Here is a 22760-nt window from a genome sequence, read left to right on the forward strand (position 1 = left end):
TTTGGAGCACACTCGGCCACTGGCCGACGGGGAACCTCATGACGCAAGCCAATAACGCCGTGTACACCGATCTGAGTGTTGATGATCTGGTAAAAGAAGCCCTGCAACGCGGTGAGGGCGAGCTTGCCGATACCGGCGCTCTGGTTGTTCGCACCGGTCACCGCACCGGCCGTTCGCCAGTCGATCGTTTCATCGTTGAAGAGCCTTCCACCCAGGCCGCTATCGCCTGGGGCCCGATCAACCGCAAGTTCCCGGCCGACAAGTTCGACGCGCTGTGGGCTCGTGTCGAGGCGTTCAACAACGCGCAAGAGCACTTTGTTTCCCACGTGCATGTAGGCGCGGCTGAAGATCACTACCTTGCCGTGAAAATGACCACCCAGACTGCCTGGCAGAACCTGTTCGGTCGTTGCCTGTTCATCAACCCGGCCCAGTACAACCCGGCCGGTCGTGAAGAGTGGCAAGTGCTCAACGTGGCCAACTTCGAGTGCGTGCCTGAGCGTGACGGCACCAACTCCGACGGTTGCGTGATCATCAACTTCGCGCAGAAGAAAGTGCTGATTGCCGGCATGCGTTACGCCGGTGAGATGAAGAAAGCCATGTTCTCCGTGCAGAACTTCCTGCTGCCGGCCGCTGACGTGCTGCCAATGCACTGCGCTGCCAACATCGGCGAAGAAGGCGATGTGACCCTGTTCTTCGGTCTGTCGGGCACCGGTAAAACCACCCTGTCGGCCGATGAAAGCCGTTACCTGATCGGTGACGACGAACACGGCTGGGGCGAAGGCGTTGTCTTCAACATCGAAGGCGGCTGCTACGCCAAGTGCATCGACCTGTCCGAGAAGAACGAACCGGTCATCTGGAAAGCCATCAAGCACGGCGCAGTCCTGGAAAACGTGGTCATCGACGATGCCAAGCACGCCGACTACGCCGATGTCAGCCTGACCCAGAACAGCCGCGCAGCCTACCCGCTGGAGCACGTTGCCAAGCGTTCCGCGAAGAACCTGGGCGGCGAGCCAAACGCGGTGATCTTCCTGACCTGCGACCTGACCGGCGTGCTGCCGCCAGTGTCGATCCTCAACGAAGAGCAAGCGGCCTACCACTTCCTGTCCGGCTACACCGCGTTGGTGGGCTCGACTGAAATGGGTTCGGGCAGCGGCATCAAGTCGACCTTCTCCACCTGCTTCGGCGCACCGTTCTTCCCGCGTCCGGCTGGTGAATACGCAGAACTGTTGATCAAGCGCATCCGCGGCTTCGGCTCCAAGGTCTACCTGGTCAACACCGGCTGGACCGGCGGTGGCTACGGCGTCGGCAAACGCTTCAACATTCCGACCACCCGTGCCGTGATCGCCGCGATCCAGAGCGGCGCACTGATCGGTGCCGCCACCGAGCACCTGGACACCATCAACCTCGACGTGCCACTGGCCGTACCGGGCGTTGAAACCAACCTGCTCAACCCACGCAACACCTGGGCTGACAAAGCTGCCTACGACGAAGCGGCCAAGGCCCTGGCCGGTCTGTTCATCGAGAACTTCAAAAAGTTCGAAGTGAGCGACGCGATCAAGGCTGCGGGTCCTAAGTTGTAAGAGTGGTTTGTTGTGAACTGAAAAGCCGCCTATAGGGGCGGCTTTTTTGTGGGTCATGGCTTAGCTGTTGTTATCGGTTTAACTGCCATTATTCCCGCAGAATTTTGCTGTAGATTTTTCGCGTTACGCCGATCACCACCCCACCGGCCTCAACGGATATGCCGGTATGCCGCCAAGTCCAGCACGCTGGTGGTCAATCCACTATCCGGCGCGTAGATCCCGCCCTTCACCGACGAGAAAGGCACGCCTCTGCTGCCCAGCGAAACGTAGCGTTCGCCTTGGTCCAGTTCGGTGAACCAGGTGTAGGAGTACTTTTCCATGGCCTTGTATTTCGCGGCGTCCCTGACCATCGCATCGCCGCATTGCTTCAGGGCGGCATCGCTCAGGTTCAGGGAGTTGGTCAGCGGGGTGCCCCAACGCTTGAGGCAGGTCTCGGCGAAGTGACGCACGAATTGGCCGGGTTCGGCGAGGGCCTTCGGGCCGGCGTTGCCGTCAGCGGCAGCGTTGCCGACCAGGGTGGCGTGGCGGCCGGGGATCGGGAAGATATGCGTGCGCGTACCGGTAGCCGTTTGCGGGATAACGCAACTGAAACCTTTCGAACGCTCGTCGCGGGCATAGAAGCCAACGTACTCTTTGACGTTGCTGTTGAGTTTGACCCGATGTTCCTGGAAGTTACCGATGCCGGGCACCGGATCAATAGCGAAGATCTTCACCGGAATGCTTTTCAAAGCACTGTCATTGAACATGGCGTTGGCCAGCATATGGCAACTTATACCGCCTCGACTCCAGCCGACCAGGTTGACCTGAGTGGGAATAATGCCATCCTTGCGGAACGTTTAATAATTTGCTCCTGCAACTTCTGCTGGGTCACGCTGCGTTCTCCGTAGTTGTATTTACGCCAAAACCAGGAGCCTTCGATTTTTACATCTTCAATGGGAATACCGGCCGCTTTGAGACGGTTGTATTCCGCTTCGGTCAGTTGTTGGCGTTGCCAGTCGCACTTGCCTTTGATGATGTTCATTGCGTGCAGTACGTTTTCCTCCCAGCCCTTGCCGAACAACGTGCCGCTGAGACCGTAGTCGGCAGATTTGGTGAACAGCTCATCGGCCTGCAGGTTACTGGAGCCGGGGCCGTCGACGACAATCCATTCGGCGAACTCGCGGCCCGCGTGGTGCGAAGCGAGAGTGGACACCAACTCGCCGTTCCAATAGTTGTTGTTGCTGGCGTCGAACTTGGTGGAACCCGTGCCGCAAAAGAAAATAGTCAATGTGCTCATAATGTTGCTCTTGAATGAATTAAGAGCAAGCAGGCTAGTTTTTTATATTGCGGATATGAAGTGGTTAGTTGTTGCGTTGTTTGTGTGCGTGATTTTATAAAGCGTTTGCAAGTTGAAGTTTTGCTACTTCCAGAAGTTCGCAGCCGTCTTGGGTCAATAAATACAGGGCGTTGACGATGTTCGGGATGTCTTTGACATCGGCCTGTTTGAAACACAAACAGTAAAGAGTCTCCAGCAAATCGCTGGCGGCACGGAGGCGTTGATGCGCAGCGTCGAGCAGTTCGCCGTGGCTGGCTTGGGTATCTATGGTCAGCACCGGATGATCGCCGTCGGTGCTTTTGAGCGGGTGATAACGATTGGCCAGCGGGTTATGCATGTTCATGTTCAGACGTGTCCTGTACGAAGTCGCTCCAGTGGTTGCAGCCGCGCCGGCCACTATAGAAGTGCGTGGCAAGGGGTCACAAGACCGCCGTGATGGACGGAGTTCGTAGGGGTTTTTCCGAGACTCGGGCAATTGCCCTACAAGGTTTTGCAGCTTTTTCGAGGTAAAACCCTTAGCGCAGAAATTTCCCACGGGATTCACAGGCGTTTCTTGAGAATCCTCTGTATGGTGCGCGCCAGAAACTGTAGGACGTTTCCATACGTCCGATGCGCGCTTAAAGGGAATTGAGTATGCGGTGGCTACGAATAGCCTCGATTTTATTGCTGGGAACCATGGGTTGTCGCTTGGCCGTAGCTGCTGATGCCGGCAACGGCTGGATGTTTGTCGATCTGCAACGCACCGGCTGGCCCGACGCGCTGTCCAGCCAGGCCCGCATCGATACTGCTTCACGTGCCGAAGTGTTGATGTTCGCCAAAGTCCTGCTGGCGAGTGAAACGCTGGATGCAGGCGCACTGCAACGGCAACTGGATGTGCCGCATGTGCGGCTCAAACCGATCCGGCAGGTGCGCGAGGGACTGTGGGAGCGTTTGCTGGGCATTTATCGCAACGCCAGTCAGGACTGTGGCGAACAGCTGTTCTGTGCACGAGTGCGCAGTGTGGCGGACCTGCGACAACTGGCGGCGGCGTTTACCGGCGACATCAGTCCGGCCCATGCACAGTGGGCGAGCAAGAGCCTGGGGGTGCATGAACAGGAACTGAATGCGCAACTTCGGGTGGCCGTGCTGCGTCCCTAGCCCGTCGTTGCGACGAGACCTAGGTGACTACGTGATCTGCAGTGGCGCGAATGGCGAGGGGTGGAATGTCATCGGGTAGTTGCATGCATCCGCCCAGCAACAGCGATGCGAGGGTCAGGGTGAGGAGCCGTTTCAGTCTGTCGGACATGTTTATTCCTTGAGTTGATCCACGGGTGTCGGCCGTCCTGGCACGACGCTCGTTTCGTGGATGCGGCGCACGTTACCTGCCTTGCGGTCAGGCCGGCGAGAGGCAAATTGTTTCCTTGTTTGATCCGGTGGCACCCGCCCCGGCGCTGTATCATCCCGTATCGAATTGACCCCGACCTTTTCTCGACTCGCTGTGATCGCCCGCTAGGCTGTTGGCATCACAGCGGTCAACGGAGTGACAGCGCATGCACCACACCCTGGAACAGGTTTTCGGTTATCCACAGTTTCGACCCGGACAGGAAGCGGCAATCAGCGCTGTACTGGCCGGGCGCTCGGCGGCGGCGATTTTCCCCACCGGATCCGGCAAGTCACTGTGCTATCAAGTGCCGGCGCTGTTGCTGCCGCATCTGACCCTGGTGGTGTCGCCGCTGTTGGCGTTGATGCAGGATCAACTGGCATTCCTCAAACGTCACGGTATCAGTGCCGGCAGCATCGATTCGGCGCAAAGTCGCGATGATGCCAATGATGTGATGGCCCGCGCCCGTTCGGGTGAATTGAAGATTCTGATGATTTCGGTGGAGCGCCTGAAGAACGAGCGTTTCCGCAACTTTTTGCAGCAGGTGCCGATCTCGTTGCTGGTGATTGATGAAGCGCACTGTATCTCGGAATGGGGCCACAACTTTCGCCCCGACTATCTGAAGCTGCCGGACTATCAGCGCCAGTTCAACATCCCGCAAACCCTGCTGCTGACGGCCACGGCGACGCCGAAAGTTGTCGCCGACATGCAGGCCAGGTTCGCCATCGCCGCCGCTGATGTGGTGACCACCGGTTTCTATCGACCCAACCTCAATCTGCTGGTGGAACCGGTACGCGGCGAGGACAAACGCCGGCGCCTGGTGGAGTGGATGAGCGAGCGTCCAGGCCAGCCGAGCATTGTCTACGTGACGCTGCAGAAAACTGCCGAACACATCGCCGAGCATCTGGGGCGCAACGGCATACAGGCCCAGGCCTATCACGCCGGTTTGCCCAATGATCAGCGCGAGGCGATTCAGAAGGCATTCATGGCCGGGCAGTCCAATTGCATCGTCGCAACCATTGCCTTTGGTATGGGGATCGACAAGAGCGACATCCGCAACGTGGTGCATTTCGATCTGCCGAAATCCATCGAAAACTACAGTCAGGAAATCGGTCGCGCCGGACGCGACGGGCAGCCGTCGGATTGCCTGGTGCTGGCCAACCGCGACAGCCTCAACGTGCTGGAAAACTTCGTCTACGGCGATACCCCGGAGCGTGAAGGGATTCGTTGTGTGCTGGAAGAAATGCAGGCTGCCGCAGCCGAAGGGCAGTGGGAGTTTCTGCTCGGGCCGCTGGCCGATCAGAGCAACATTCGCGCGTTGCCGCTGAAGACGTTGTTGGTGCAAATGGAGCTGCGCGGTTTGATCGCGCCGCGCTATGCCTATTACGCCGAATACCGTTTCAAATACCTGCTGGAGCCGGAAGCCTTGCTTGAGCGTTTCGACGGTGAGCGCAGGGATTTCGTCGCGGCCATCATCCACACCTCCAGTCGCGCACGCACCTGGGCCACGGTGAATTTCGAAGCGATGTACACGCAGTATTCGGCTGAGCGCAACCGGGTGGTGAAGGCGCTGGATTACTTTCAGGAGAAGGGCTGGGTCGAGCTTGAAAGCAAGCAGATGACCGAGGTCTACACCGTGCTGCACAGTGATTTCGACAGCGCTGTTTTGAGCGCCGAACTGCATGCGTATTTCACCCGGCATGAACAGACTGAAATAGTGCGGATTCACGCCATGCTCGAACTGTTCGGCACTGAGCGCTGCCTGGGCCATCGCCTGGCCGAACACTTCGGCGATCACAACGCCCCCGAGCGATGCGGGCACTGTTCGGTGTGCCACGGTGATGTCGCGCGCCTTCCGGCGCCTCCCGAGTTGCCAGCGCTTGTGGATAAAAGCTTCGCGACGCTGTGCGGTGATTTTATCCACAGGCACGAACAGCACACTGGCAGTGTGCCGGCGGCGGAGCGCCTGACGCGGTTTCTGTGCGGGATCAGTGTGCCGTTGTTCACCAGGTTAAAGGCACGGACGATTTCGGGGTATGCGGCGCTGGAGGAGTATCCGTACGCCGAGGTTCGCAGTTGGGCTCAAGAACATCTCTGATGTCGGTAGCTCCTGCAGTGTGCGATTTCAGGGCGATTGAGGTTTATCCATGCGCTGAATGTCGCTCATCACGGTAATAAACTTCAAAAACGTCCGGTGCGTGACTATGGTGAAGGCTGTCTTTGGATCGCCAACAAGAGAACAACATGAGCCAGACATCCTTCGATATTCAGCAAGCTGCCGTGATCGGCGCGGGCACCATGGGCCGCGGCATTGTCATGTGCCTGGCCAATGCTGGCATCGCCGTGCAGTGGGTCGATAACAATCCACAGATGCTTGAGCAGGCACTGGCGACGGTGGCCGACACCTATGCACACAATGTGCGCCAGGGCCGGATCGATCAGGTCGAAGCCGACGCACGCCTTGCCCGGATCAGCGCGGCGGCGGATTACCCGGCGATTCGCAATGTCGATCTGGTGATCGAAGCGGTATACGAAAACCTTGAGCTCAAGCAGAAGATCTTTCGCGAGCTGGATGGCCTGCTCAAGCCTGAGGCGTTGTTGGCGAGTAACACTTCGGCGCTGGATATCGACGCGATTGCTGCTGCGACTCGACGTCCGTCGCAAGTGCTCGGCCTGCATTTCTTCAGCCCCGCGCACATCATGAAACTGCTGGAAATCGTCCGTGGGGCACAGACTTCGCCGCCTGCACTGGAAGCGGCGCTGGCGCTGGGCAAGCGCATGGGCAAGGTCAGTGTGGTGTCGGGCAACTGCCACGGCTTTATCGGCAATCGCATGCTGCATCCGTACGTGCTGGAGGCGCGCAAGATGCTGCTCGAGGGCGCTTATCCACAACAGGTGGATGCGGCGCTGCAGGGGTTCGGTTTCGCCATGGGGCCGTTCCGCATGTATGACGTCGTCGGTATTGATCTGGAATGGCGCGCACGCGAACTGGCCGGCAAGGGGCAGGATGCGCCGGAGGTTCAGGTGGACAACCGTTTGTGCGAGATGGGCCGCTTCGGGCAGAAATCCGGCAATGGTTATTATCACTATGAGCCGGGCAGTCGACAGGCCGAGCCTGATCCCGAAGTCGATGCACTGGTGCTGCGGGTCAGCGAAGAGCTGGGCTTCCAGCGCCGCGCGATCGGTCCGGAGGAGATTCTGGAGCGCTGCCTGCTGGCGCTGGTCAACGAGGGCGCAAAGATTCTTCAGGAAGGCATTGCCGGGTCGGCCCATGACATTGATCTGGTGTACCTGAACGGCTACGGATTCCCGGCCGACAAGGGCGGTCCGATGGCCTGGGCGGATCAGCAGGGGCTGGTGGACATTCATCAGCGCTTGCTGGCACTGCAAACGCGGCAGGGTGATCAGTGGCAACCGGCGCGCTTGATTGGCGAGCTGGCGGCTCAGGGCAAGGGGTTTGCCGAACGCTGATTGCTAGAGCCACCACGGTTTCGCCTTTAGACTGCTCGTAAAACTTCCTGGATCAATGCTGATGTCCAACCCGATGCCACAACGCTCCGATTACCCGCATTTCCAGCCGGTCACCACGCGCTGGCACGACAACGACGTCTACGGGCATGTGAATAACGTCACCTATTACAGCTTCTTCGACACTGCAGTGAATACTTACCTGATCCAGGTCGGCGGCCTGGATATTCATGACGGCGAGGTGGTGGGGTTTGTGGTCAGTTCGGCCTGTGACTACTTTGCCTCGATTGCTTTTCCGGACTTGATCGAGATCGGTCTGCGGGTCGGCAAGCTGGGCAACAGTTCGGTGCAATACGAACTGGCGGTGTTCAAGGTCGGTGAAACTGAGGCCTGTGCGGCGGGGCGTTTCGTCCATGTATTCGTGGAACGAACGAGCAATCAGCCGGTGTCGATTCCAGGCAGATTGCGTGAAGCGCTGGAGCGTCTGGTGGTTTGAACCAGAGCAAAAAAAATCGCAGCTCTTGGGCTGCGATTTTTGCTTTCCGGCTTAACGCAACGGATTAGTCGCGATAGTAGCGGTGATGCTTGCGGTGACCATAAGCGTGGCCACGGCCAGGATGACGGTCGCGGTAGTAGCGACGGTCGTCGCGGCCGCGATCGTAATGACGATCATCGTCACGGCTTTCGTTACCCATGTAGTTGCCCAGCGCGCCACCGGCGCCGCCACCTGCTGCGGCGCCGATCAGGCTGCCGGTGGTGCCGCCCATGCTGCGGCCGACCACGTTACCGCCGGCTGCGCCCAGCGCACCACCAATGGCCGCTTCGCCACGGCTGTGCTTGTTGGCGCCGACCGCGCTACCACCCGCGCCGCCCAGGGCTGCGCCAATGGTTGAACCTGTATTGCCGCCTAAAGACTGACCGACGACCGAGCCAAGAACCCCGCCCAATGCGCCGCCCACACCTGCTTCGGTGGTGCCTCCGGCAGAAGCGAAGCCACTGACCAGGCCAAGGGACAACAAGAGAATCGAGGAGAACTTCATAGAGGAGCCTCAAAGGGATGACGGCGCGATCCTGAGGCTCTGTATCAAGACTGACAATCGAAATCCGACGAATAACACGACCTGTATACAATTCTGCAAGTTGCTGTTTTGTATGCGGAACTTAAGCGATTTTCGCCGGTCTTTAGCTACTTCGGACAGGCCGCTTTTATGCAAAAGCGGCTTTTTTGTGGGCGTATGAAAGCTTCAGGACAGAGATTCAACACAAATCTTGTGGCGAGGGAGCTTGCTCCCGCTGGGCCGCGAAGCGGCCCCAAAAAAATGCAAAACGGAGGGAGTCCTGCGGCCTCCAGCGGGAGCAAGCTCCCTCGCCACAGGGCAGCGTGTTCAAGCAGACTTGGCCATGATCAAACCCGTCTCACTCGCCGCCTCAAGGCGGATCGCAATGAACTTCGACGTCGGCGTATGGCTGCCATCGCCGGTGCTCTCCAGCGGCACCAGCGGATTCACTTCCGGATAGTAAGCCGCCGCCTGACCCGCCGGAATATCAAACGCCAGCAAGGTAAAGCCCTTCACCCGACGTTCACGGCCATCGTCCCACAGCGACACGATGTCCGCCTTCTGCCCGGGACGGAAGCCCAGACGAATGATGTCGGCCTCGTTGGCGAACAGTACGTCGCGTTGGCCCTTGACCCCACGATAACGGTCGTCGAGGCCATAGATGGTGGTGTTGTACTGATCGTGGGAGCGCATCGATTGCAGGATCAGGTCCGGCAGTTGCCCGGTGGCGCGGGTGCGTTCGTGCACCAGATCCTTGGGCAGCCGGTTGGCGCGGAAATTGGCCCGGCCCGACGGGGTGTTCCACTTGCGTGCGCCAGCACTGTTGCCGAGGTAGAACCCACCTGGATTCTTGACCTTCTCGTTGAAGTCCTTGAAGCCCGGAATGGTATCGGCGATCAGGTCGCGGATGCGCCCGTAATCGGCCACCAGCCAGTTCCAGTCCACCGGTTTGCTGCCCAGCGTGGCGGCGGCGATCCCGGCAATGATCGCCGGTTCCGAGCGCATCTGGTTCGACAGCGGCTGCAACTGACCATTTGAGGCGTGGACCATGCTGAACGAGTCTTCCACGGTGACTGCCTGCGGGCCTTCGGTCTGGATGTCGATGTCGGTGCGGCCGAGGCACGGCAGGATCAGCGCGTCCTTGCCGTGGGCCAGGTGGCTGCGGTTGAGCTTGGTGCTGATCTGCACCGTGAGGTCGCAGTTGCTCAGCGCCGCGAAGGTGCGCGGGCTGTCCGGCGTGGCCTGGGCGAAGTTGCCGCCCAGACCGATGAAGACCTTGGCGCGGCCCTCGGCCATGGCATGGATCGCCTCGACCACGTTGTGCCCGTTGTCACGCGGCACCTTGAACTGGAAACGCCGCTCAAGAGCGTCGAGGAACGCCACCGGTGGGCGCTCGTTGATGCCCATGGTGCGGTCGCCCTGCACGTTACTGTGACCGCGCACCGGACACAGGCCGGCACCGGGTTTGCCGACGTTGCCGCGCAGCAGCATCAGGTTGGCGATTTCCTGGATGGTCGGCACCGAGTGACGATGCTGGGTGATACCCATCGCCCAGCACATGATCACGTTCTTGCCTTTGGCGTACATGCGCGCCGCTTGTTCGATTTCCACAAGGGTCAGACCGGACTGCGCGACGATCTGCTCCCACGGCGTGTCATCCACCACGCCGAGATACTCCAGCACGTTGGTGCTGTGGGCATTGAGGAAGTCGTGATCGAACACTGCAGGGTCACCGGCCTTCTGCGCATCGCGCTCCCACTGCAGGAGGAACTTGGCCATGCCGCGCAGCACCGCCATGTCGCCGCCCAGTGCCGGACGGAAGTACGCGGTGTTGGTCGGTTTGTCGCCATTGGTGAGCATTTCCAGCGGATGCTGTGGATGCTGGAAACGTTCCAGACCACGCTCTTTCAGCGGGTTGATGCACACCACTTGTGCGCCGCGCTTCACGGCTTCGCGCAGCGGCTCGAGCATCCGTGGATGGTTGGTGCCGGGGTTCTGGCCCCAGACGAAAATCGCATCGGCGTGTTCGAAGTCGTCGAAGGTGACCGTGCCTTTACCGACGCCAACGCTCTGCGCCAACGCCACACCGCTGGCCTCGTGGCACATGTTCGAGCAGTCGGGGAAGTTGTTGGTGCCGTAGGCACGCACGAACAGTTGATACAGGTACGCCGCTTCGTTGCTGGCGCGGCCCGAGGTATAGAACTCGGCTTGATCCGGGCTCGACAACGCTTGCAGGTGCTTGCCGATCAGGGCGAAGGCGTCGTCCCAGGCGATCGGCTTGTAGCGATCGGTCTGCGCGTCGTAGACCATCGGCTCGGTCAGGCGGCCCTGGTATTCAAGCCAATAGTCGCTCTGCTCCAGCAACGAGGTGACGCTGTGTTTGGCGAAGAACTTGCCGTCCACTCGACGCTTGGTCGCTTCCCAGTTCACCGCTTTGGCGCCGTTCTCGCAGAACTTGACCATGCCGCTTTCCGGCGAATCGCCCCAGGCACAGCCCGGGCAGTCGAAGCCGCCGTTCTGGTTGGTCTTGAGCATCATGCGCAGGTTTTTCAGCGCGTTGTCGCTGGTCAACCAGGCCTGAGCCACACTGATCAGTGCACCCCAGCCGCCGGCAGGGCCCTTGTAAGGCTTGTAGCGCGGGACAGGTTTCTGGTCGGCTTGATGATGTTGGCTCACGCTTGGTTCTCCATCGCTGGGCTGTAGACCCGCGGCGCATTCTTCTGCGGCAGGTGGATGAGATTGAGGTTGTGGCGACGGGCCCATTGCACGGCAAGGCCCGTGGGCGCGGACAGGCTGACCAGCGTCTGGATCCCGGCGCGCAACACTTTCTGGATCAATTCGAGACTGCACCGGCTGGTGACAATCGCCAGGCCGCCGTCGGTGGAAATCTTCTGGCGGATCAGCCCGCCAATCAGCTTGTCGAGTGCGTTGTGCCGACCGATGTCTTCACGGCCCAGCAGCAATTCACCACTGGCGTTCATGAACACCGCGGCGTGTACCGCACCACAGTGCTGGCCGAGGGGCTGGAACGCACCGATGCGCTGGCGCAGACCGTCGAGCCATGCGGCGGGCGGCAGTGGTGCACCGGGCAGGACTTGCAGATCGGGCAGGGCCTGCTCGACAGCTTCAACGCCGCACAGACCGCAGCCGCTGGTGCCGGCCAGTTGTCGGCGCTGTTGTTTGAGGTTCCAGAACGCGCGGTTGGCTATGGTTACCTGCGCGTATTGCGCCGAGCCGGCGACGGTCAGTTGCAGGTCATAAATGTCGCTGGCGTCTGCGATGATGCCGCTGCCGAGGCTGAAACCGACGATGAAATCTTCCAGATCCGTCGGCGTCACCAGCATCACTGCCTGACTGATGCCGTTGTAGGCGATCGCCAGCGCGACTTCCTCGGCGAGCGCGGTGCTGGCCGATTCCACAAGGGGCAGATCGCTGTAACTGTAGGTCTGGCTGGCGGCGGGCGCGGGCGTTTGAAGTGCAGGCGCCGCGCAAGTGGGGCGCTTGGCGTTCATGGCATCACCGACGGATTGATCAACGCTAAGACTAGGCGCGGCAACTTGTCGCGTCTAATCGCTACTGTCGATCTATTGATAGACGCCGTCGATCAAGCAAGGGGCCGCGACCTGCGGGACGCGCGCCAGCCGCTTGAGCCAGCGGCGGAGCCGGGTCATTGGTCGGGCTGGAACCGGGTTCGGCAAACGTGGTCTAGGCTTGGACGTCTGGAATCCAAATCAAGGAGTGTGTGCCATGAGTCTGTTGAGCTTTGTGAAAGAGGCCGGTGAGAAACTGATCGATCTGCTGACCCCTGGTAATGCCAATGCCAGCGAGCAGTTGAAGGAACACATCAGTAAGGTCGGGCTGGGCAATCCGAATGTTCAGGCAACCGTGGATGGCGACAAGGTCACGGTGACCGGTGAGGTAGCGAGCCAGGAAGAGAAGGAAAAAATTCTGCTGGCGGTGGGTAACATCGAAGGCGTGGGCAGTGTTGATGATCAGATCACAGTGACCGGGCCGGTTGTGGCTGCGGCACGTTTTGTCGTAGTGAAGAAAGGCGATACCCTCAGCGCGATTTCCCTGGCGGTGTATGGCAATGCCAACCAATACAACAAGATTTTCGAAGCCAACAAACCGATGCTCAAGGACGTGAACAAAATCTATCCGGGCCAGACCCTGCGTATCCCGGAATAACTCACACCCCCTGTAGGCGCTGCCGAAGGCTGCGATCTTTTGATCTTGTTTTTTTTTCAATCAAAGTCAAAAGATCGCAGCCTTCGGCAGCTCCTGCAGGAAGTCAGAGACCCCGAAGCAAATCGCGGTAATCTTCAACTGCCGCAAACTCGGCCGTGTCCTTCGGCCCCTTGCGACTGTCCGGCTCTTTCACCGCCAACAAATGCGTCACACCAAATTCCCGTGCACTGCGCAGAATCGGCAACGTATCGTCGATGAACAGACTGCGCGCCGGATCAAAATCGATATCCGCCTGTAAGGCATCCCAGAACTGCGGGTTCTCTTTGGGATAACCGTAATCGTGTGAGCTGATCAGCCGTTCGAAATACGGCGCCAGTTCGACTCGCTCGAGTTTCAGCGACAGTGAATCGCGATGCGCGTTGGTGATCATGATCACCCGTTTGCCGGCCTCTTTGATCGCCTGCAGAAAGGTATCGGCATCCGGACGCAGCGCGATCAGGTGCGCGGTCTCCAGTTTCAGTTCTCGTACCGAGAGCTTCAGTTCGGTGCTCCAGAAATCCAGGCAGTACCACTGCAGCTGCCCGGCATGGCGCTCGAACAGCGGCTGCAGTTCCATGTCGGCCATGGCCCGGCTCACTCCGTGCAGATCGGCGTAGCGTTGTGGCAGGTGTTCCAGCCAGAAGTGGTTGTCGAAGTGCAGGTCCAGCAAGGTACCGTCCATGTCCAGCAGGACGGTATCGATGTCAGACCACGGTAAAGAAGGCATGGCAACGTCTCAAGCGGTAGAAAGATATCCGACACAAACAATCGGGAAAGCCGCGTTATAGTAGCGCGTTCACGCCAAGGAGCTTTGCATGCGCCAGAAACCCACTGTACTCGCCCGCGAGATTGTCGCCACCAGTCGCCTGTTTTGCGTCGAAGAACTGAAGCTGCGTTTTTCCAATGGCGTGGAACGCACCTACGAGCGTCTGGTGGGCAAAGGCGCGGGCTACGGCGCGGTGATGATCGTGGCAATGCTCGACAGTGAGCACGCGGTGCTGGTCGAGGAGTACTGCGGCGGCACTGATGAATACGAATTGTCCTTGCCCAAAGGCTTGATCGAGCCGGGTGAGGATGTGCTGGCCGCGGCCGAGCGTGAGCTCAAGGAAGAGGCCGGTTATGGCGCTCGTCAGTTGGAGCATCTGACCGAGTTGTCGCTGTCGCCCGGTTACATGAGCCAGAAGATTCAGGTGGTGCTGGCCACCGACCTGTATGAAGAGCGATTGGAGGGCGACGAGCCCGAGCCGATGCGGGTCGACAAGGTTAACCTGCGTGAACTGGCGGCGCTGGCGCAAAATCCGCAATTTTCCGAAGGGCGCGCCTTGGCGGCGTTGTACCTGACCCGCGATCTGCTGGGACAGCGCGGGTATTTTCAGTCATGAGTGAGATATCGATGAAGTTTCCCCATCCGTTAATGGCGCCGGTAGTTACGTTGGCCTTGCAGGCTGGCGAGGCGATTCTGCCGTTCTGGCGCTCTGGCGTGGAGGTCACCGCCAAGTCCGATGATTCACCGGTGACCGCAGCAGACATGGCCGCGCACCACGTGATCGTCGCCGGGCTGACCGCACTGGACTCCAGTATTCCGATTCTGTCCGAGGAGGACGCCAGCATCCCGCAGAGCGTGCGCGCCGGGTGGCAGCGCTGGTGGTTGGTGGATCCGCTGGATGGCACCAAGGAGTTCATCAGAGGCAGCGAAGAATTCACCGTCAACATCGCCCTGATCGAAAACGGGCGGGTGGTGTTTGGCGTGGTGTCGATGCCGACCAATGGCCGGTTCTATGTCGGCGGTGCCGGTCTCGGCGCGTGGCGTGGGGACAAGGACGGTTCGCCGGTGGCGATTCAGGTGCGTGACGCGCTTGCGCCGGGTGAAGCGTTTACCGTGGTGGCGAGCCGTCGCCACTCCAGTGCGGAGCAGGAACGTCTGCTCGCCGGTTTGAGCGCCAGCCTGGGCGAGTTGCAACTGGCAAACATCGGCAGTTCGCTGAAGTTTTGTCTGTTGGCTGAAGGGGCGGCGGATTGTTATCCGCGATTGGCGCCGACTTCGCAGTGGGACACCGCGGCGGCGCAGGGCGTGCTCGAAGGTGCAGGCGGCGAGGTGCTGGATCTGCAGGGCGACGCGTTCTGTTACCCGGCGCGGGAATCGCTGCTCAATGAGTTCTTTCTGGCGTTGCCGGCGAAAGCGGCTTGGCGCGCGAGACTATTGGAGCTGGCCCGCTCATAAGATCAGAAGATCGCAGCCTGCGGCAGCTCCTACAGAGGATTTAGCATTTCCCTGTAGAGCTGCCGAAGGCTGCGATCTTTTGCTTCAGCGGTGCAAAACGTACTGCCCGCGAAACGTCACTGCATCCTCATCACTGCCGGTGTTGACGATTCGCGTATCGAGGGTCAATCGCGCGCGTCCGTAGCGCTGATACATCGCCAGAAACTTCTTCCAGACCGCCGCCTGCGGGGCCGGACAAATCGCCGTGGCATCACCGGTCACGGGCAGCGGATAGCTGATCTGCCCTTCCTGAATCACGATGTGCCCGTCTTCAATGCCTTCTTCCTTCAGGCGCAGGTGCAGCCAGCCCCAACCCGCCAGCACCGCGCCGCAGTAGAGACTGCCGCCGAACATGGTGCTCTTGTGATTGACGTTCGGCTCCAGCGGCAAGTGCAGGCTCAACTGCTGCTCGTGCCAGCCGAGGACCTTGAGGCCCATCTCGCGGGTCAGGGGAATGTCGTGATGCAGCACCGATTCCAGATAGCGACTGTCGCGGCTCATTCGGCTTCGTCTCCATGGGCGTTACTGTCGGCGAAATTCAAGCCGTGCTTGCGCAGTTTGTCGTGCAGGGTCTTGCGCGGAATGCCCAGGGCTTCGGCGAGGCTGCGCACCGAACTGTGCGAGCGCGCCAGTTCGGCGGCAATCAACGATTTCTCGAAGTTTTCCACTTGCTCGCTCAGGCCGCCACTGATGACTTCCACGGCGGTGCCGCCGCCTTCACTTCCACTGTTGTCCAGCGCCAGCTCCAGACCGAGGGCGAAACGTTCGGCGGCGTTCTGCAGTTCGCGCACATTGCCGGGCCAGGTGTGGCGCAACAGCAAGGCGCGTTGCGCCGGTTGCAGTTCGTGCGGCGGCAGACCATGGCGGGCGCTGGCTTCATCGGCGTAGTGCTGGAACAGCACCAGCGCATCTTCGCCTCGCTCGCGCAGTGGCGGAATGCGCAGCGGCGCCACGTTCAGGCGGTAATACAAGTCGGCGCGGAAGCGTCCTTGATCGGCGGCTTGCCGCAGGTCTTCCTTGGTCGCGGCGATGACGCGGATGTCCAGCGGGATCAACTGATTGCCACCCAGACGTTCGACCACACGCTCTTGCAGCATGCGCAGCAGTTTCACCTGCACGTCCATGCTCATGCTTTCGATTTCATCGAGGAACAGTGTGCCGCCGTTGGCGAATTCGAACTTGCCGATCCGGCGTTTCTGCGCCCCGGTGAAGGCGCCCGGTTCATGCCCGAACAGCTCGCTTTCGACCACCGATTCCGCCAGGGCGCCGGCGTTGATCGCCACGAACGGCCCGTTACGTCGGCTCGACAAGTCGTGCAGCGCACGGGCCACGACCTCTTTGCCGGCGCCGGTTTCACCGAGAATCAGCACGTCCGCCTTGGTCGCCGCCAGCGCGCCGATCTGCTCGCGCAGGCGCAGCATCGGCGCCGAATGGCCGACCAGTCGCGCGCTCAATTCGTTACGGTCGCTGAGGGCCAGGCGCAGGCTGCGGTTGTCCAGCACCAGCCGGCGCAGGGCGAGGGCGCGGCGCACGCTGTCGAGCAGGGCATCGCTGGCGAACGGTTTTTCCAGAAAGTCATAGGCGCCGGCACGCATCGCCTGCACTGCCAGCGGCACGTCGCCGTGGCCGGTGATCAGCAGCACCGGCAGCTCCGGATCCTGAGCGTGCAATTCGCTCAACAGCTCCAGGCCGTCCATGCCCGGCATGCGGATGTCGCTGACCACCACGCCGGGCCAGTCACGCTCCAGTTGCGCGGCGAGACCTTTGGCCTCGGACAACGGGAGGATTTTCAGCCCGGCCAGGTCCAAGGTCTGGCCGAGGGCCTGACGCAGGTGCGGATCGTCGTCGATCAACACCACCTGAATACGATTGTCGATGGTCATGCACTTCGATCCTCGGACGGTTGCAGGCTGACCCCGGGCGCGCCGGCGCGCAGCCGCAGGGTGATCAAGGCGCCACCTTGCTTGTGGTTGGCGAACGACAGTTCACCACCGAAGGCGCGCATCAGGGTTTCACAGATCGCCAGCCCCAGACCAAGCCCCTGAGTGCGGGTCTTGGTGGTGTAGAAGGGCTCGCTGGCGCGGCCGAGGGCTTCCATGCAAAAGCCCGGGCCGTTGTCGCGAATGTACAGATTGACGCCTTCGGCCGTGGATTCGGCACTCAGCCACAATTTGCGCGGCGGGCCTTTTTCGGTCAGCGCATCGAGGGCGTTGGCCAGCAGATTGCCGAGCACCTGGCGCAGTCGGGTTTCCCCGGCCTCTACCCACAGGGTGGCGGCGGGCAGGTCGCGGATCAGCTCGACTTCCATGCTGCGGCGCCGTTTGGCCAGCAATGCCAATGCATCATCCAGCGCCGGTTGCAGGGCGACGCTTTCCGGAGCATGGCGGTCGCGGCGGGCGAAGGCACGCAGGTGGGCGATGATCGAGGCCATGCGCCCGGTCAGTTCGCTGATCAGTTTGAGGTTGCCACGGGCGTCTTCGGTGCGTTGGTGATCAAGCAGTACTTCGGCGTTTTCCGCGTAGCTGCGGATCGCCGCCAGCGGTTGGTTGAGCTCGTGGCTGATGCTCGCCGACATCGTGCCCAGTGCCGAGAGTTTGCCGGCCTGGACCAGATCGTCCTGGGCACGCACCAGCTCCTGCTGAGCCTGTTCGCGCTCCAGCACTTCCTGCTTGAGGCGCCGGTTGAGGCCTTCCAGATCGCTGGTCCGCTCGGCCACCCGGCCTTCCAGTTCACGGCGGGCCTTGGCTTCGAAGGCAATACGTTCCAGGTAATGTCGACGGCGCTGCATCATCAAGCCGAGCAGGAGCATCACCACCAACAGCGTGGCGCCACCGATGGCGACAACGGTGCGCACCGGACGATCGATCAGCGTGCGCGGGGCAAGGATGCTGACGCTCCAGCCGGTTTCGGCGATGTTCACGGTCTGCGTCAACCAGGCGTTTTCGCTGAGGTTCAGCGGACGCGGCTCGCGGGTCGGATAGGGCAGGATCGCGGTGATCGCCGAGCGCTCGGTGTCGCTCAACGTCCGGGTCGAACGAAAACGCCACTCCGGGCGCGAGGTGAGGATGACCACGCCGTTATGGTCGGTCACCAACAGTTGTTCCGGGGTTTTGCCCCACAGGCTTTCGGTGTGATCGAGGTCGACCTTGATCACCAGCACACCGATGATTTTTTCGCCGTTGCGCACGGCGGCGGCGAAGAAATAACCGCGTTTGGCCGACGTAGTGCCGAGGCCGAAGAAGCGTCCCAGACGCCCAGCCATGGCCTCGCTGAAATACGGACGGAAAGCGAAATTGCGTCCGACGAAACTGTCGTGTTTGTCCCAGTTCGACGCCGCCAGGGTCTGGCCGCTGGTGTCCATCAGGTACATGACTTCGGCGCCGGTCTGTGCGGCGATGTTTTTCAGCAGGCGATTGGCGTTGCCCTGGGTGACGCCGTCGTCCGGTGCGCCGAGTACGGCGCGCAGGGCCGGCAGGTCGCCGAGGATCTGCGGCAACACTTCATAGCGGTGCAGGGTGCCCAGCAGGTTGGCGACGTAGAGGTCGAGGGTCTGGCGGTTTTGCCCGGCCAGTTCACTGCGGTAATAGCGCTCGGCCAGATGCTCAAGCGGCCATAGCAGCGGCGCCAGACACAGGGCCAGCAGGGCGAGGCTGCGCCAGCGGGGTCTGCGGGGAAGGGTAGGTTTCATGAGCCGAATGCGCCTGTAGTGACAGGCGCATTATGCCTAGGCTCAGGCGAAGACGTCAGCGTCCTTGAGCAGCGCGCCGACCTGATCCTTGGCCGACAGCTTCGGCGCTTCGTCCAGTTGCCAGTCGATGCCCAGTGCGGGGTCGTTCCAACGAATGCTGCGCTCGGACGATGGATCGTAGTAGTTGGTGGTTTTGTAGAGGAATTCGGCGAATTCGCTCAGCACCACGAAACCATGGGCAAAACCTTCCGGGATCCACAGTTGACGGTGGTTTTCAGCCGACAGGCGTACGGCAGCCCATTGACCGAAGTGCGGCGAGCTGCGGCGAATGTCCACCGCCACATCAAGCACTTCACCGGCGGTGACCCGAACCAGTTTGCCTTGAGTGTTCTGCAGTTGGTAATGCAGGCCGCGCAGCACGCCTTTCTGTGAGCGCGAGTGGTTGTCCTGAACGAACCGAGTGTCCAGGCCGGTCGCTTCCTGGAATGCCTTGGCGTTAAAACTCTCGTAGAAGTAGCCGCGCTCGTCACCAAATACCTTGGGTTCGATGATCAGAACACCGGGCAGATCGGTGGTGATTACATTCATGAGGTTGTCCAGATAGGTGTGAATGGCCGACATTCTTGCGCAAAGTGCCGGCGGATGCGAGCGCCTGAATATCTCCGGTCGGGGGTTGCGCATCGTCTGCAGCAATGGCGATATAGGCGCCTAATAAAATTTCAGGGGTCGTCCCATGCCGCTCGCCACGTTGATTCATCGCGCCAGTTTGCCCAGCCCACAGGTCTCTGAGGCGCAGGCCCGGCAGTGGTTGGCGGAGCATTACGGGCTCAGCGGCACGTTACAGGCGCTGGGCAGTCAGCAGGATCTGAACTATCGGGTCGACAGCGAGCGTGGGCGCTTTGTCCTGAAAATCTGCCGCGGCGACTATGCACTGGTCGAGTTGCAGGCTCAGCATGCAGGCCTCAAGTACCTTGCCGAACACTCGTCAGTGCACGTACCCCGGGTGATCCCTGCCAGCAATGGCGCGGATCTGTTGTCGCTGGAAGCCGACGGCGAGCCGGTGCACGTGCGATTGCTGGACTACATCGAAGGTCAGCCGCTGACGCATCTTGATCACTTGGGCCACGACGTGGTGGCCGGTTTCGGTCGGCTGTGTGGCGAGATGGATCTGGCCCTGGCCGGCTTCGATCACCCGGGCCTGCAGCGCACGCTGCAATGGGACGCGCGCCATGCCAGTGCGTTGATCAGCCACCTGCTGCCGGTGATCAAGGATGAACGCCAGCGCGCACTGATCGCGGGCGCCGCCGAGCAGGCCGAACGTCGCTTGCAGCCGCTGCAGGACAAGCTGCCGGTGCAGGCGATCCACATGGACATCACCGACGATAATGCCGTCTGGCAACGTGATGCCAAGCGTCATTGGCAATTGCAGGGCGTGATCGACTTCGGTGATCTGGTGCGCACCTGGCGCATCACTGACCTGTCGGTGACGTGCGCGGCGCTGCTGCACCATGCCGGGGGTGATCCGTTTGTGATTCTGCCGGCGGTGCAGGCCTATCACGCGGTCAATCCGCTGCAACATGAAGAGCTGCTGGCGTTGTGGCCGTTGATCGTGGCGCGGGCGGCGGTGCTGGTGCTCAGTGGCGAGCAACAGGTCAGCATCGATCCGGGCAACACCTATAGCCGCGACAACCTTGAACATGAGTGGGAAATCTTCCACGTAGCGACTTCAGTGCCGCTGGCGCTGATGGAGGCGGCGATTCTCACGGCGGTCGGCCAGCCGCTGCCGGCCATCGGCGGTGAAGGTTTCGCGCCGCTGCTGCCGGAACTGGTCGGGCGAGAATTTGCGCTGATCGATCTTGGCGTCCTGAGTCCGCATTTCGAAGCGGGCAACTGGGAGCAACCGGGCATTGATCAACAGTTGCTGACCGAAGCCGCTGCCGCGCATGGTCTGGCGGCGAGCCGTTACGGACAATATCGCTTGTCGCAGACGCGACCCGACAGTGCGGTCGAGCCCCAGACGTTCCCGCTGCACGTTGAGTTGCGCGTGCCGCAGGGTGCGGCGGTGGAAGCACCGTTTGCCGGTGTGCTGCATGGCGCGGCGGACGGTGTGCTGCAACTCGACGGACCCCAGCTCAGCGTGCGCCTGTGGGGTGTGAGCGCCTCGTTGCACGGTGGCGCGGCGCTGGTCAAAGGTCAGGTGCTGGGGTCGGTCGATGGCCCGTTGAAGGTGCAGTTGAGCCGCGTTGCGTCGCTGGATGCGCCGTTGTTCTGCAGCCCTTCGCGCGCGGCCGCATGGCAGGCGTTGTGTCCTTCGCCAGCCACGCTGCTGGGGCTGGCCTGCGATGCCGAACCGGAGCTGGACGCCAAATCCCTGCTCGAACGACGTGACGCCAGTTTCGCCCGCACGCAAAAACATTATTACGTCGACCCGCCGCGCATCGAGCGTGGCTGGCGCAATCACCTGATCGACATGCAGGGCCGTTCCTACCTCGACATGCTCAACAACGTCGCAGTGCTCGGCCATGGTCATCCGCGCATGGCGCAGGTGGCGGCGCGACAGTGGTCGCTGCTCAACACCAACTCGCGCTTCAACTATGCGGCGGTGGCGGAGTTTTCCGAACGCTTGCTGAAGCTGGCGCCGGAAGGCATGGACCGGGTGTTTCTGGTCAACAGTGGCAGCGAGGCCAACGACCTGGCGATCCGGCTGGCGTGGGCCTACAGCGGCGGCCGCGACATGCTCAGCGTGCTGGAGGCCTATCACGGCTGGACGGTCGGCGCCGATGCGGTGTCGACGTCGGTTGCCGACAACCCGCGAGCGCTGGAAAGCCGCCCGGACTGGGTACATCCGGTGACTGCGCCGAACCTCTATCGTGGCGAATTCCGTGGCCTGGATTCTGCGCCGGATTATGTACGCAGCGTCGAAACGCAACTGGCGCATATCGCCGCGCAGGAGCGCCAATTGGCCGGTTTCATCTGTGAACCGGTGTATGGCAACGCCGGCGGGATTTCCCTGCCGCCCGGTTATCTGAAACAGGTCTATGCGCTGGTGCGGGCCCAGGGCGGGGTGTGCATCGCCGATGAAGTGCAGGTCGGATATGGGCGCATGGGTCACTTTTTCTGGGGCTTCGAAGAGCAAGGCGTGGTGCCGGACATCATCTGCATGGCCAAGGGCATGGGCAATGGCCAGCCGCTGGGCGCGGTGATTACGCGTCGGGAAATCGCCGAGGCACTGGAAGCGGAAGGTTATTTCTTCTCGTCGGCCGGCGGCAGTCCGGTGAGCTGCCAGATCGGCATGGCGGTGCTGGATGTGATGGAAGAAGAAAAGCTCTGGGAAAACGCCCGGGTGGTGGGCGGGCATTTCAAGGCGCGCCTGGAAGCCTTGATCGATAAACATCCGCTGGTGGGCGCGGTGCATGGTTCGGGTTTCTATCTGGGGGTGGAGCTGATCCGCAACCGCGAGACGCTGGAGCCGGCCACCGAGGAGACCACGCTGTTGTGCGATCGCCTGCGCGAGCTGGGGATCTTCATGCAGCCGACCGGGGATGACCTGAACATTCTCAAGATCAAACCGCCGATGGTCACCTCGCAGCGCAGTGTGGATTTCTTTGTCGACATGCTGGATCGGGTGCTCGAGGAAGGCCTCTAAACCAGACCCCTGCAGGAGCTGCCGCAGGCTGCGATCTTTTGATCTGGCTCTTCAAAATCAAAAGATCGCAGCCTGCGGCAGCTCCTACAGAGATTCAGATTTATATCGATAATAGTTGTTTGATTTTAGATGTCTGGATGTTTGTTGGCTTTTAATGC

The 22760-nt window shown here is 60.9% G+C and carries 18 protein-coding genes and 1 pseudogene; 9 read left to right on the forward strand and 10 right to left on the reverse strand.

Annotation, left to right across the window (positions count from 1 at the left end; all coding sequences use genetic code 11):
- Positions 1 to 38: 38 nt before the first annotated feature.
- The gene (locus OC71_RS16185) at positions 39 to 1580 is read left to right on the forward strand and encodes a phosphoenolpyruvate carboxykinase (RefSeq protein WP_041071255.1); all 1542 of its coding nucleotides are present in this window, start codon (positions 39 to 41) and stop codon (positions 1578 to 1580) included.
- Positions 1581 to 1729: 149 nt separating this feature from the next.
- On the opposite strand, the pseudogene OC71_RS16190 reads toward OC71_RS16185, so the two are convergent.
- Positions 1730 to 2856 (reverse strand): annotated as a pseudogene (locus tag OC71_RS16190) (hypothetical protein).
- Positions 2857 to 2950: 94 nt separating this feature from the next.
- Entirely contained in the window at positions 2951 to 3238 is a 288-nt protein-coding gene (locus OC71_RS16195; protein ID WP_041071258.1) for a hypothetical protein, read from the reverse strand.
- Positions 3239 to 3528: 290 nt separating this feature from the next.
- On the opposite strand from OC71_RS16195, the gene OC71_RS16200 reads away from it, so the two are divergent.
- From OC71_RS16200 to OC71_RS16215, 4 genes are all read left to right on the forward strand, one after another.
- Positions 3529 to 4032, forward strand: coding sequence for a hypothetical protein (locus OC71_RS16200; protein ID WP_041071261.1), 504 nt, complete (start codon positions 3529 to 3531; stop codon positions 4030 to 4032).
- A 392-nt stretch (positions 4033 to 4424) separates the two neighbouring features.
- Positions 4425 to 6353 (forward strand): ATP-dependent DNA helicase RecQ, encoded by a 1929-nt coding sequence (locus tag OC71_RS16205; RefSeq protein ID WP_041071264.1) that lies wholly within the window; start codon positions 4425 to 4427, stop codon positions 6351 to 6353.
- 146 nt (positions 6354 to 6499) lie between these two features.
- Positions 6500 to 7726, forward strand: coding sequence for a 3-hydroxyacyl-CoA dehydrogenase (locus OC71_RS16210; RefSeq protein ID WP_041071267.1), 1227 nt, complete (start codon positions 6500 to 6502; stop codon positions 7724 to 7726).
- A 61-nt stretch (positions 7727 to 7787) separates the two neighbouring features.
- The gene (locus OC71_RS16215) at positions 7788 to 8219 is read left to right on the forward strand and encodes a thioesterase family protein (protein WP_041071270.1); all 432 of its coding nucleotides are present in this window, start codon (positions 7788 to 7790) and stop codon (positions 8217 to 8219) included.
- Between the two features lie 64 nt (positions 8220 to 8283).
- Here OC71_RS16215 and OC71_RS16220 read toward each other — a convergent pair whose 3' ends face one another.
- The 3 genes from OC71_RS16220 to fdhD form a co-directional block, all read right to left on the reverse strand.
- Positions 8284 to 8763: a glycine zipper domain-containing protein gene (locus OC71_RS16220; RefSeq protein WP_041071273.1), complete on the reverse strand. Its 480-nt coding sequence runs from the start codon at positions 8761 to 8763 to the stop codon at positions 8284 to 8286.
- A gap of 345 nt (positions 8764 to 9108) precedes the next feature.
- The gene (locus OC71_RS16225) at positions 9109 to 11457 is read right to left on the reverse strand and encodes an FdhF/YdeP family oxidoreductase (RefSeq protein ID WP_041071276.1); all 2349 of its coding nucleotides are present in this window, start codon (positions 11455 to 11457) and stop codon (positions 9109 to 9111) included.
- Positions 11454 to 12293: a formate dehydrogenase accessory sulfurtransferase FdhD gene (gene fdhD, locus OC71_RS16230; protein WP_041071279.1), complete on the reverse strand. Its 840-nt coding sequence runs from the start codon at positions 12291 to 12293 to the stop codon at positions 11454 to 11456. Before fdhD ends, OC71_RS16225 begins: the two co-directional genes overlap by 4 nt.
- Positions 12294 to 12528: 235 nt before the next feature.
- Here fdhD and lysM point away from each other — a divergent pair, with 235 nt between their 5' ends.
- The gene (gene lysM / locus OC71_RS16235; protein WP_027611221.1) at positions 12529 to 12969 is read left to right on the forward strand and encodes a peptidoglycan-binding protein LysM; all 441 of its coding nucleotides are present in this window, start codon (positions 12529 to 12531) and stop codon (positions 12967 to 12969) included.
- A gap of 103 nt (positions 12970 to 13072) precedes the next feature.
- On the opposite strand, the gene yrfG is transcribed toward lysM, so the two are convergent.
- Complete coding sequence (yrfG, locus tag OC71_RS16240; RefSeq protein WP_041071282.1) at positions 13073 to 13735, reverse strand: GMP/IMP nucleotidase; 663 nt, start codon at positions 13733 to 13735, stop codon at positions 13073 to 13075.
- A gap of 88 nt (positions 13736 to 13823) precedes the next feature.
- Between yrfG and nudE the strand changes: the two genes are divergently transcribed.
- Positions 13824 to 14390 carry an ADP compounds hydrolase NudE gene (gene nudE / locus OC71_RS16245; RefSeq protein ID WP_041071285.1) on the forward strand — a complete coding sequence of 189 codons (567 nt, stop codon included), beginning with the start codon at positions 13824 to 13826 and terminating at the stop codon, positions 14388 to 14390.
- An 11-nt stretch (positions 14391 to 14401) separates the two neighbouring features.
- Entirely contained in the window at positions 14402 to 15229 is an 828-nt protein-coding gene (gene cysQ, locus OC71_RS16250) for a 3'(2'),5'-bisphosphate nucleotidase CysQ (RefSeq protein WP_041071288.1), read from the forward strand.
- Positions 15230 to 15313: 84 nt separating this feature from the next.
- Here the strand turns inward: cysQ and OC71_RS16255 are convergent, their stop codons facing one another.
- From OC71_RS16255 to rfbC, 4 genes are read right to left on the reverse strand one after another with little or no spacing between them, the layout of a single operon-like run.
- Positions 15314 to 15769: a thioesterase domain-containing protein gene (locus tag OC71_RS16255; RefSeq protein WP_041071291.1), complete on the reverse strand. Its 456-nt coding sequence runs from the start codon at positions 15767 to 15769 to the stop codon at positions 15314 to 15316.
- Positions 15766 to 17151, reverse strand: coding sequence for a sigma-54 dependent transcriptional regulator (locus OC71_RS16260; protein WP_041071294.1), 1386 nt, complete (start codon positions 17149 to 17151; stop codon positions 15766 to 15768). Before OC71_RS16260 ends, OC71_RS16255 begins: the two co-directional genes overlap by 4 nt.
- On the reverse strand, positions 17148 to 18956 hold the full coding sequence (locus OC71_RS16265; protein ID WP_041071297.1) for an ATP-binding protein: 1809 nt from the start codon (positions 18954 to 18956) through the stop codon (positions 17148 to 17150). The genes OC71_RS16260 and OC71_RS16265 overlap by 4 nt, the downstream gene beginning before the upstream one ends.
- 42 nt (positions 18957 to 18998) lie before the next feature.
- On the reverse strand, positions 18999 to 19544 hold the full coding sequence (gene rfbC, locus OC71_RS16270; protein WP_041071527.1) for a dTDP-4-dehydrorhamnose 3,5-epimerase: 546 nt from the start codon (positions 19542 to 19544) through the stop codon (positions 18999 to 19001).
- A gap of 145 nt (positions 19545 to 19689) precedes the next feature.
- Between rfbC and OC71_RS16275 the strand changes: the two genes are divergently transcribed.
- Positions 19690 to 22602 carry an aminotransferase gene (locus OC71_RS16275; protein WP_041071300.1) on the forward strand — a complete coding sequence of 971 codons (2913 nt, stop codon included), beginning with the start codon at positions 19690 to 19692 and terminating at the stop codon, positions 22600 to 22602.
- Positions 22603 to 22760 lie beyond the last annotated feature (158 nt).

The sequence above is a fragment of the Pseudomonas sp. W15Feb9B genome, assembly GCF_000828175.1.
Lineage (GTDB): Bacteria > Pseudomonadota > Gammaproteobacteria > Pseudomonadales > Pseudomonadaceae > Aquipseudomonas > Aquipseudomonas parakoreensis.

Bases quoted from the DNA above. Each gene is read 5' to 3' on its own strand.
- OC71_RS16185 (WP_041071255.1), top strand. From the start codon at position 39: ATGACGCAAGCCAATAACGCCGTGTACACCGATCTGAGTGTTGATGAT.
- OC71_RS16195 (WP_041071258.1), bottom strand. From the start codon at position 3,238: ATGAACATGCATAACCCGCTGGCCAATCGTTATCACCCGCTCAAAAGC.
- OC71_RS16200 (WP_041071261.1), top strand. From the start codon at position 3,529: ATGCGGTGGCTACGAATAGCCTCGATTTTATTGCTGGGAACCATGGGT.
- OC71_RS16205 (WP_041071264.1), top strand. From the start codon at position 4,425: ATGCACCACACCCTGGAACAGGTTTTCGGTTATCCACAGTTTCGACCC.
- OC71_RS16210 (WP_041071267.1), top strand. From the start codon at position 6,500: ATGAGCCAGACATCCTTCGATATTCAGCAAGCTGCCGTGATCGGCGCG.
- OC71_RS16215 (WP_041071270.1), top strand. From the start codon at position 7,788: ATGTCCAACCCGATGCCACAACGCTCCGATTACCCGCATTTCCAGCCG.
- OC71_RS16220 (WP_041071273.1), bottom strand. From the start codon at position 8,763: ATGAAGTTCTCCTCGATTCTCTTGTTGTCCCTTGGCCTGGTCAGTGGC.
- fdhD (WP_041071279.1), bottom strand. From the start codon at position 12,293: ATGAACGCCAAGCGCCCCACTTGCGCGGCGCCTGCACTTCAAACGCCC.
- lysM (WP_027611221.1), top strand. From the start codon at position 12,529: ATGAGTCTGTTGAGCTTTGTGAAAGAGGCCGGTGAGAAACTGATCGAT.
- yrfG (WP_041071282.1), bottom strand. From the start codon at position 13,735: ATGCCTTCTTTACCGTGGTCTGACATCGATACCGTCCTGCTGGACATG.
- nudE (WP_041071285.1), top strand. From the start codon at position 13,824: ATGCGCCAGAAACCCACTGTACTCGCCCGCGAGATTGTCGCCACCAGT.
- cysQ (WP_041071288.1), top strand. From the start codon at position 14,402: ATGAAGTTTCCCCATCCGTTAATGGCGCCGGTAGTTACGTTGGCCTTG.
- OC71_RS16255 (WP_041071291.1), bottom strand. From the start codon at position 15,769: ATGAGCCGCGACAGTCGCTATCTGGAATCGGTGCTGCATCACGACATT.
- OC71_RS16260 (WP_041071294.1), bottom strand. From the start codon at position 17,151: ATGACCATCGACAATCGTATTCAGGTGGTGTTGATCGACGACGATCCG.
- OC71_RS16265 (WP_041071297.1), bottom strand. From the start codon at position 18,956: ATGAAACCTACCCTTCCCCGCAGACCCCGCTGGCGCAGCCTCGCCCTG.
- rfbC (WP_041071527.1), bottom strand. From the start codon at position 19,544: ATGAATGTAATCACCACCGATCTGCCCGGTGTTCTGATCATCGAACCC.
- OC71_RS16275 (WP_041071300.1), top strand. From the start codon at position 19,690: ATGCCGCTCGCCACGTTGATTCATCGCGCCAGTTTGCCCAGCCCACAG.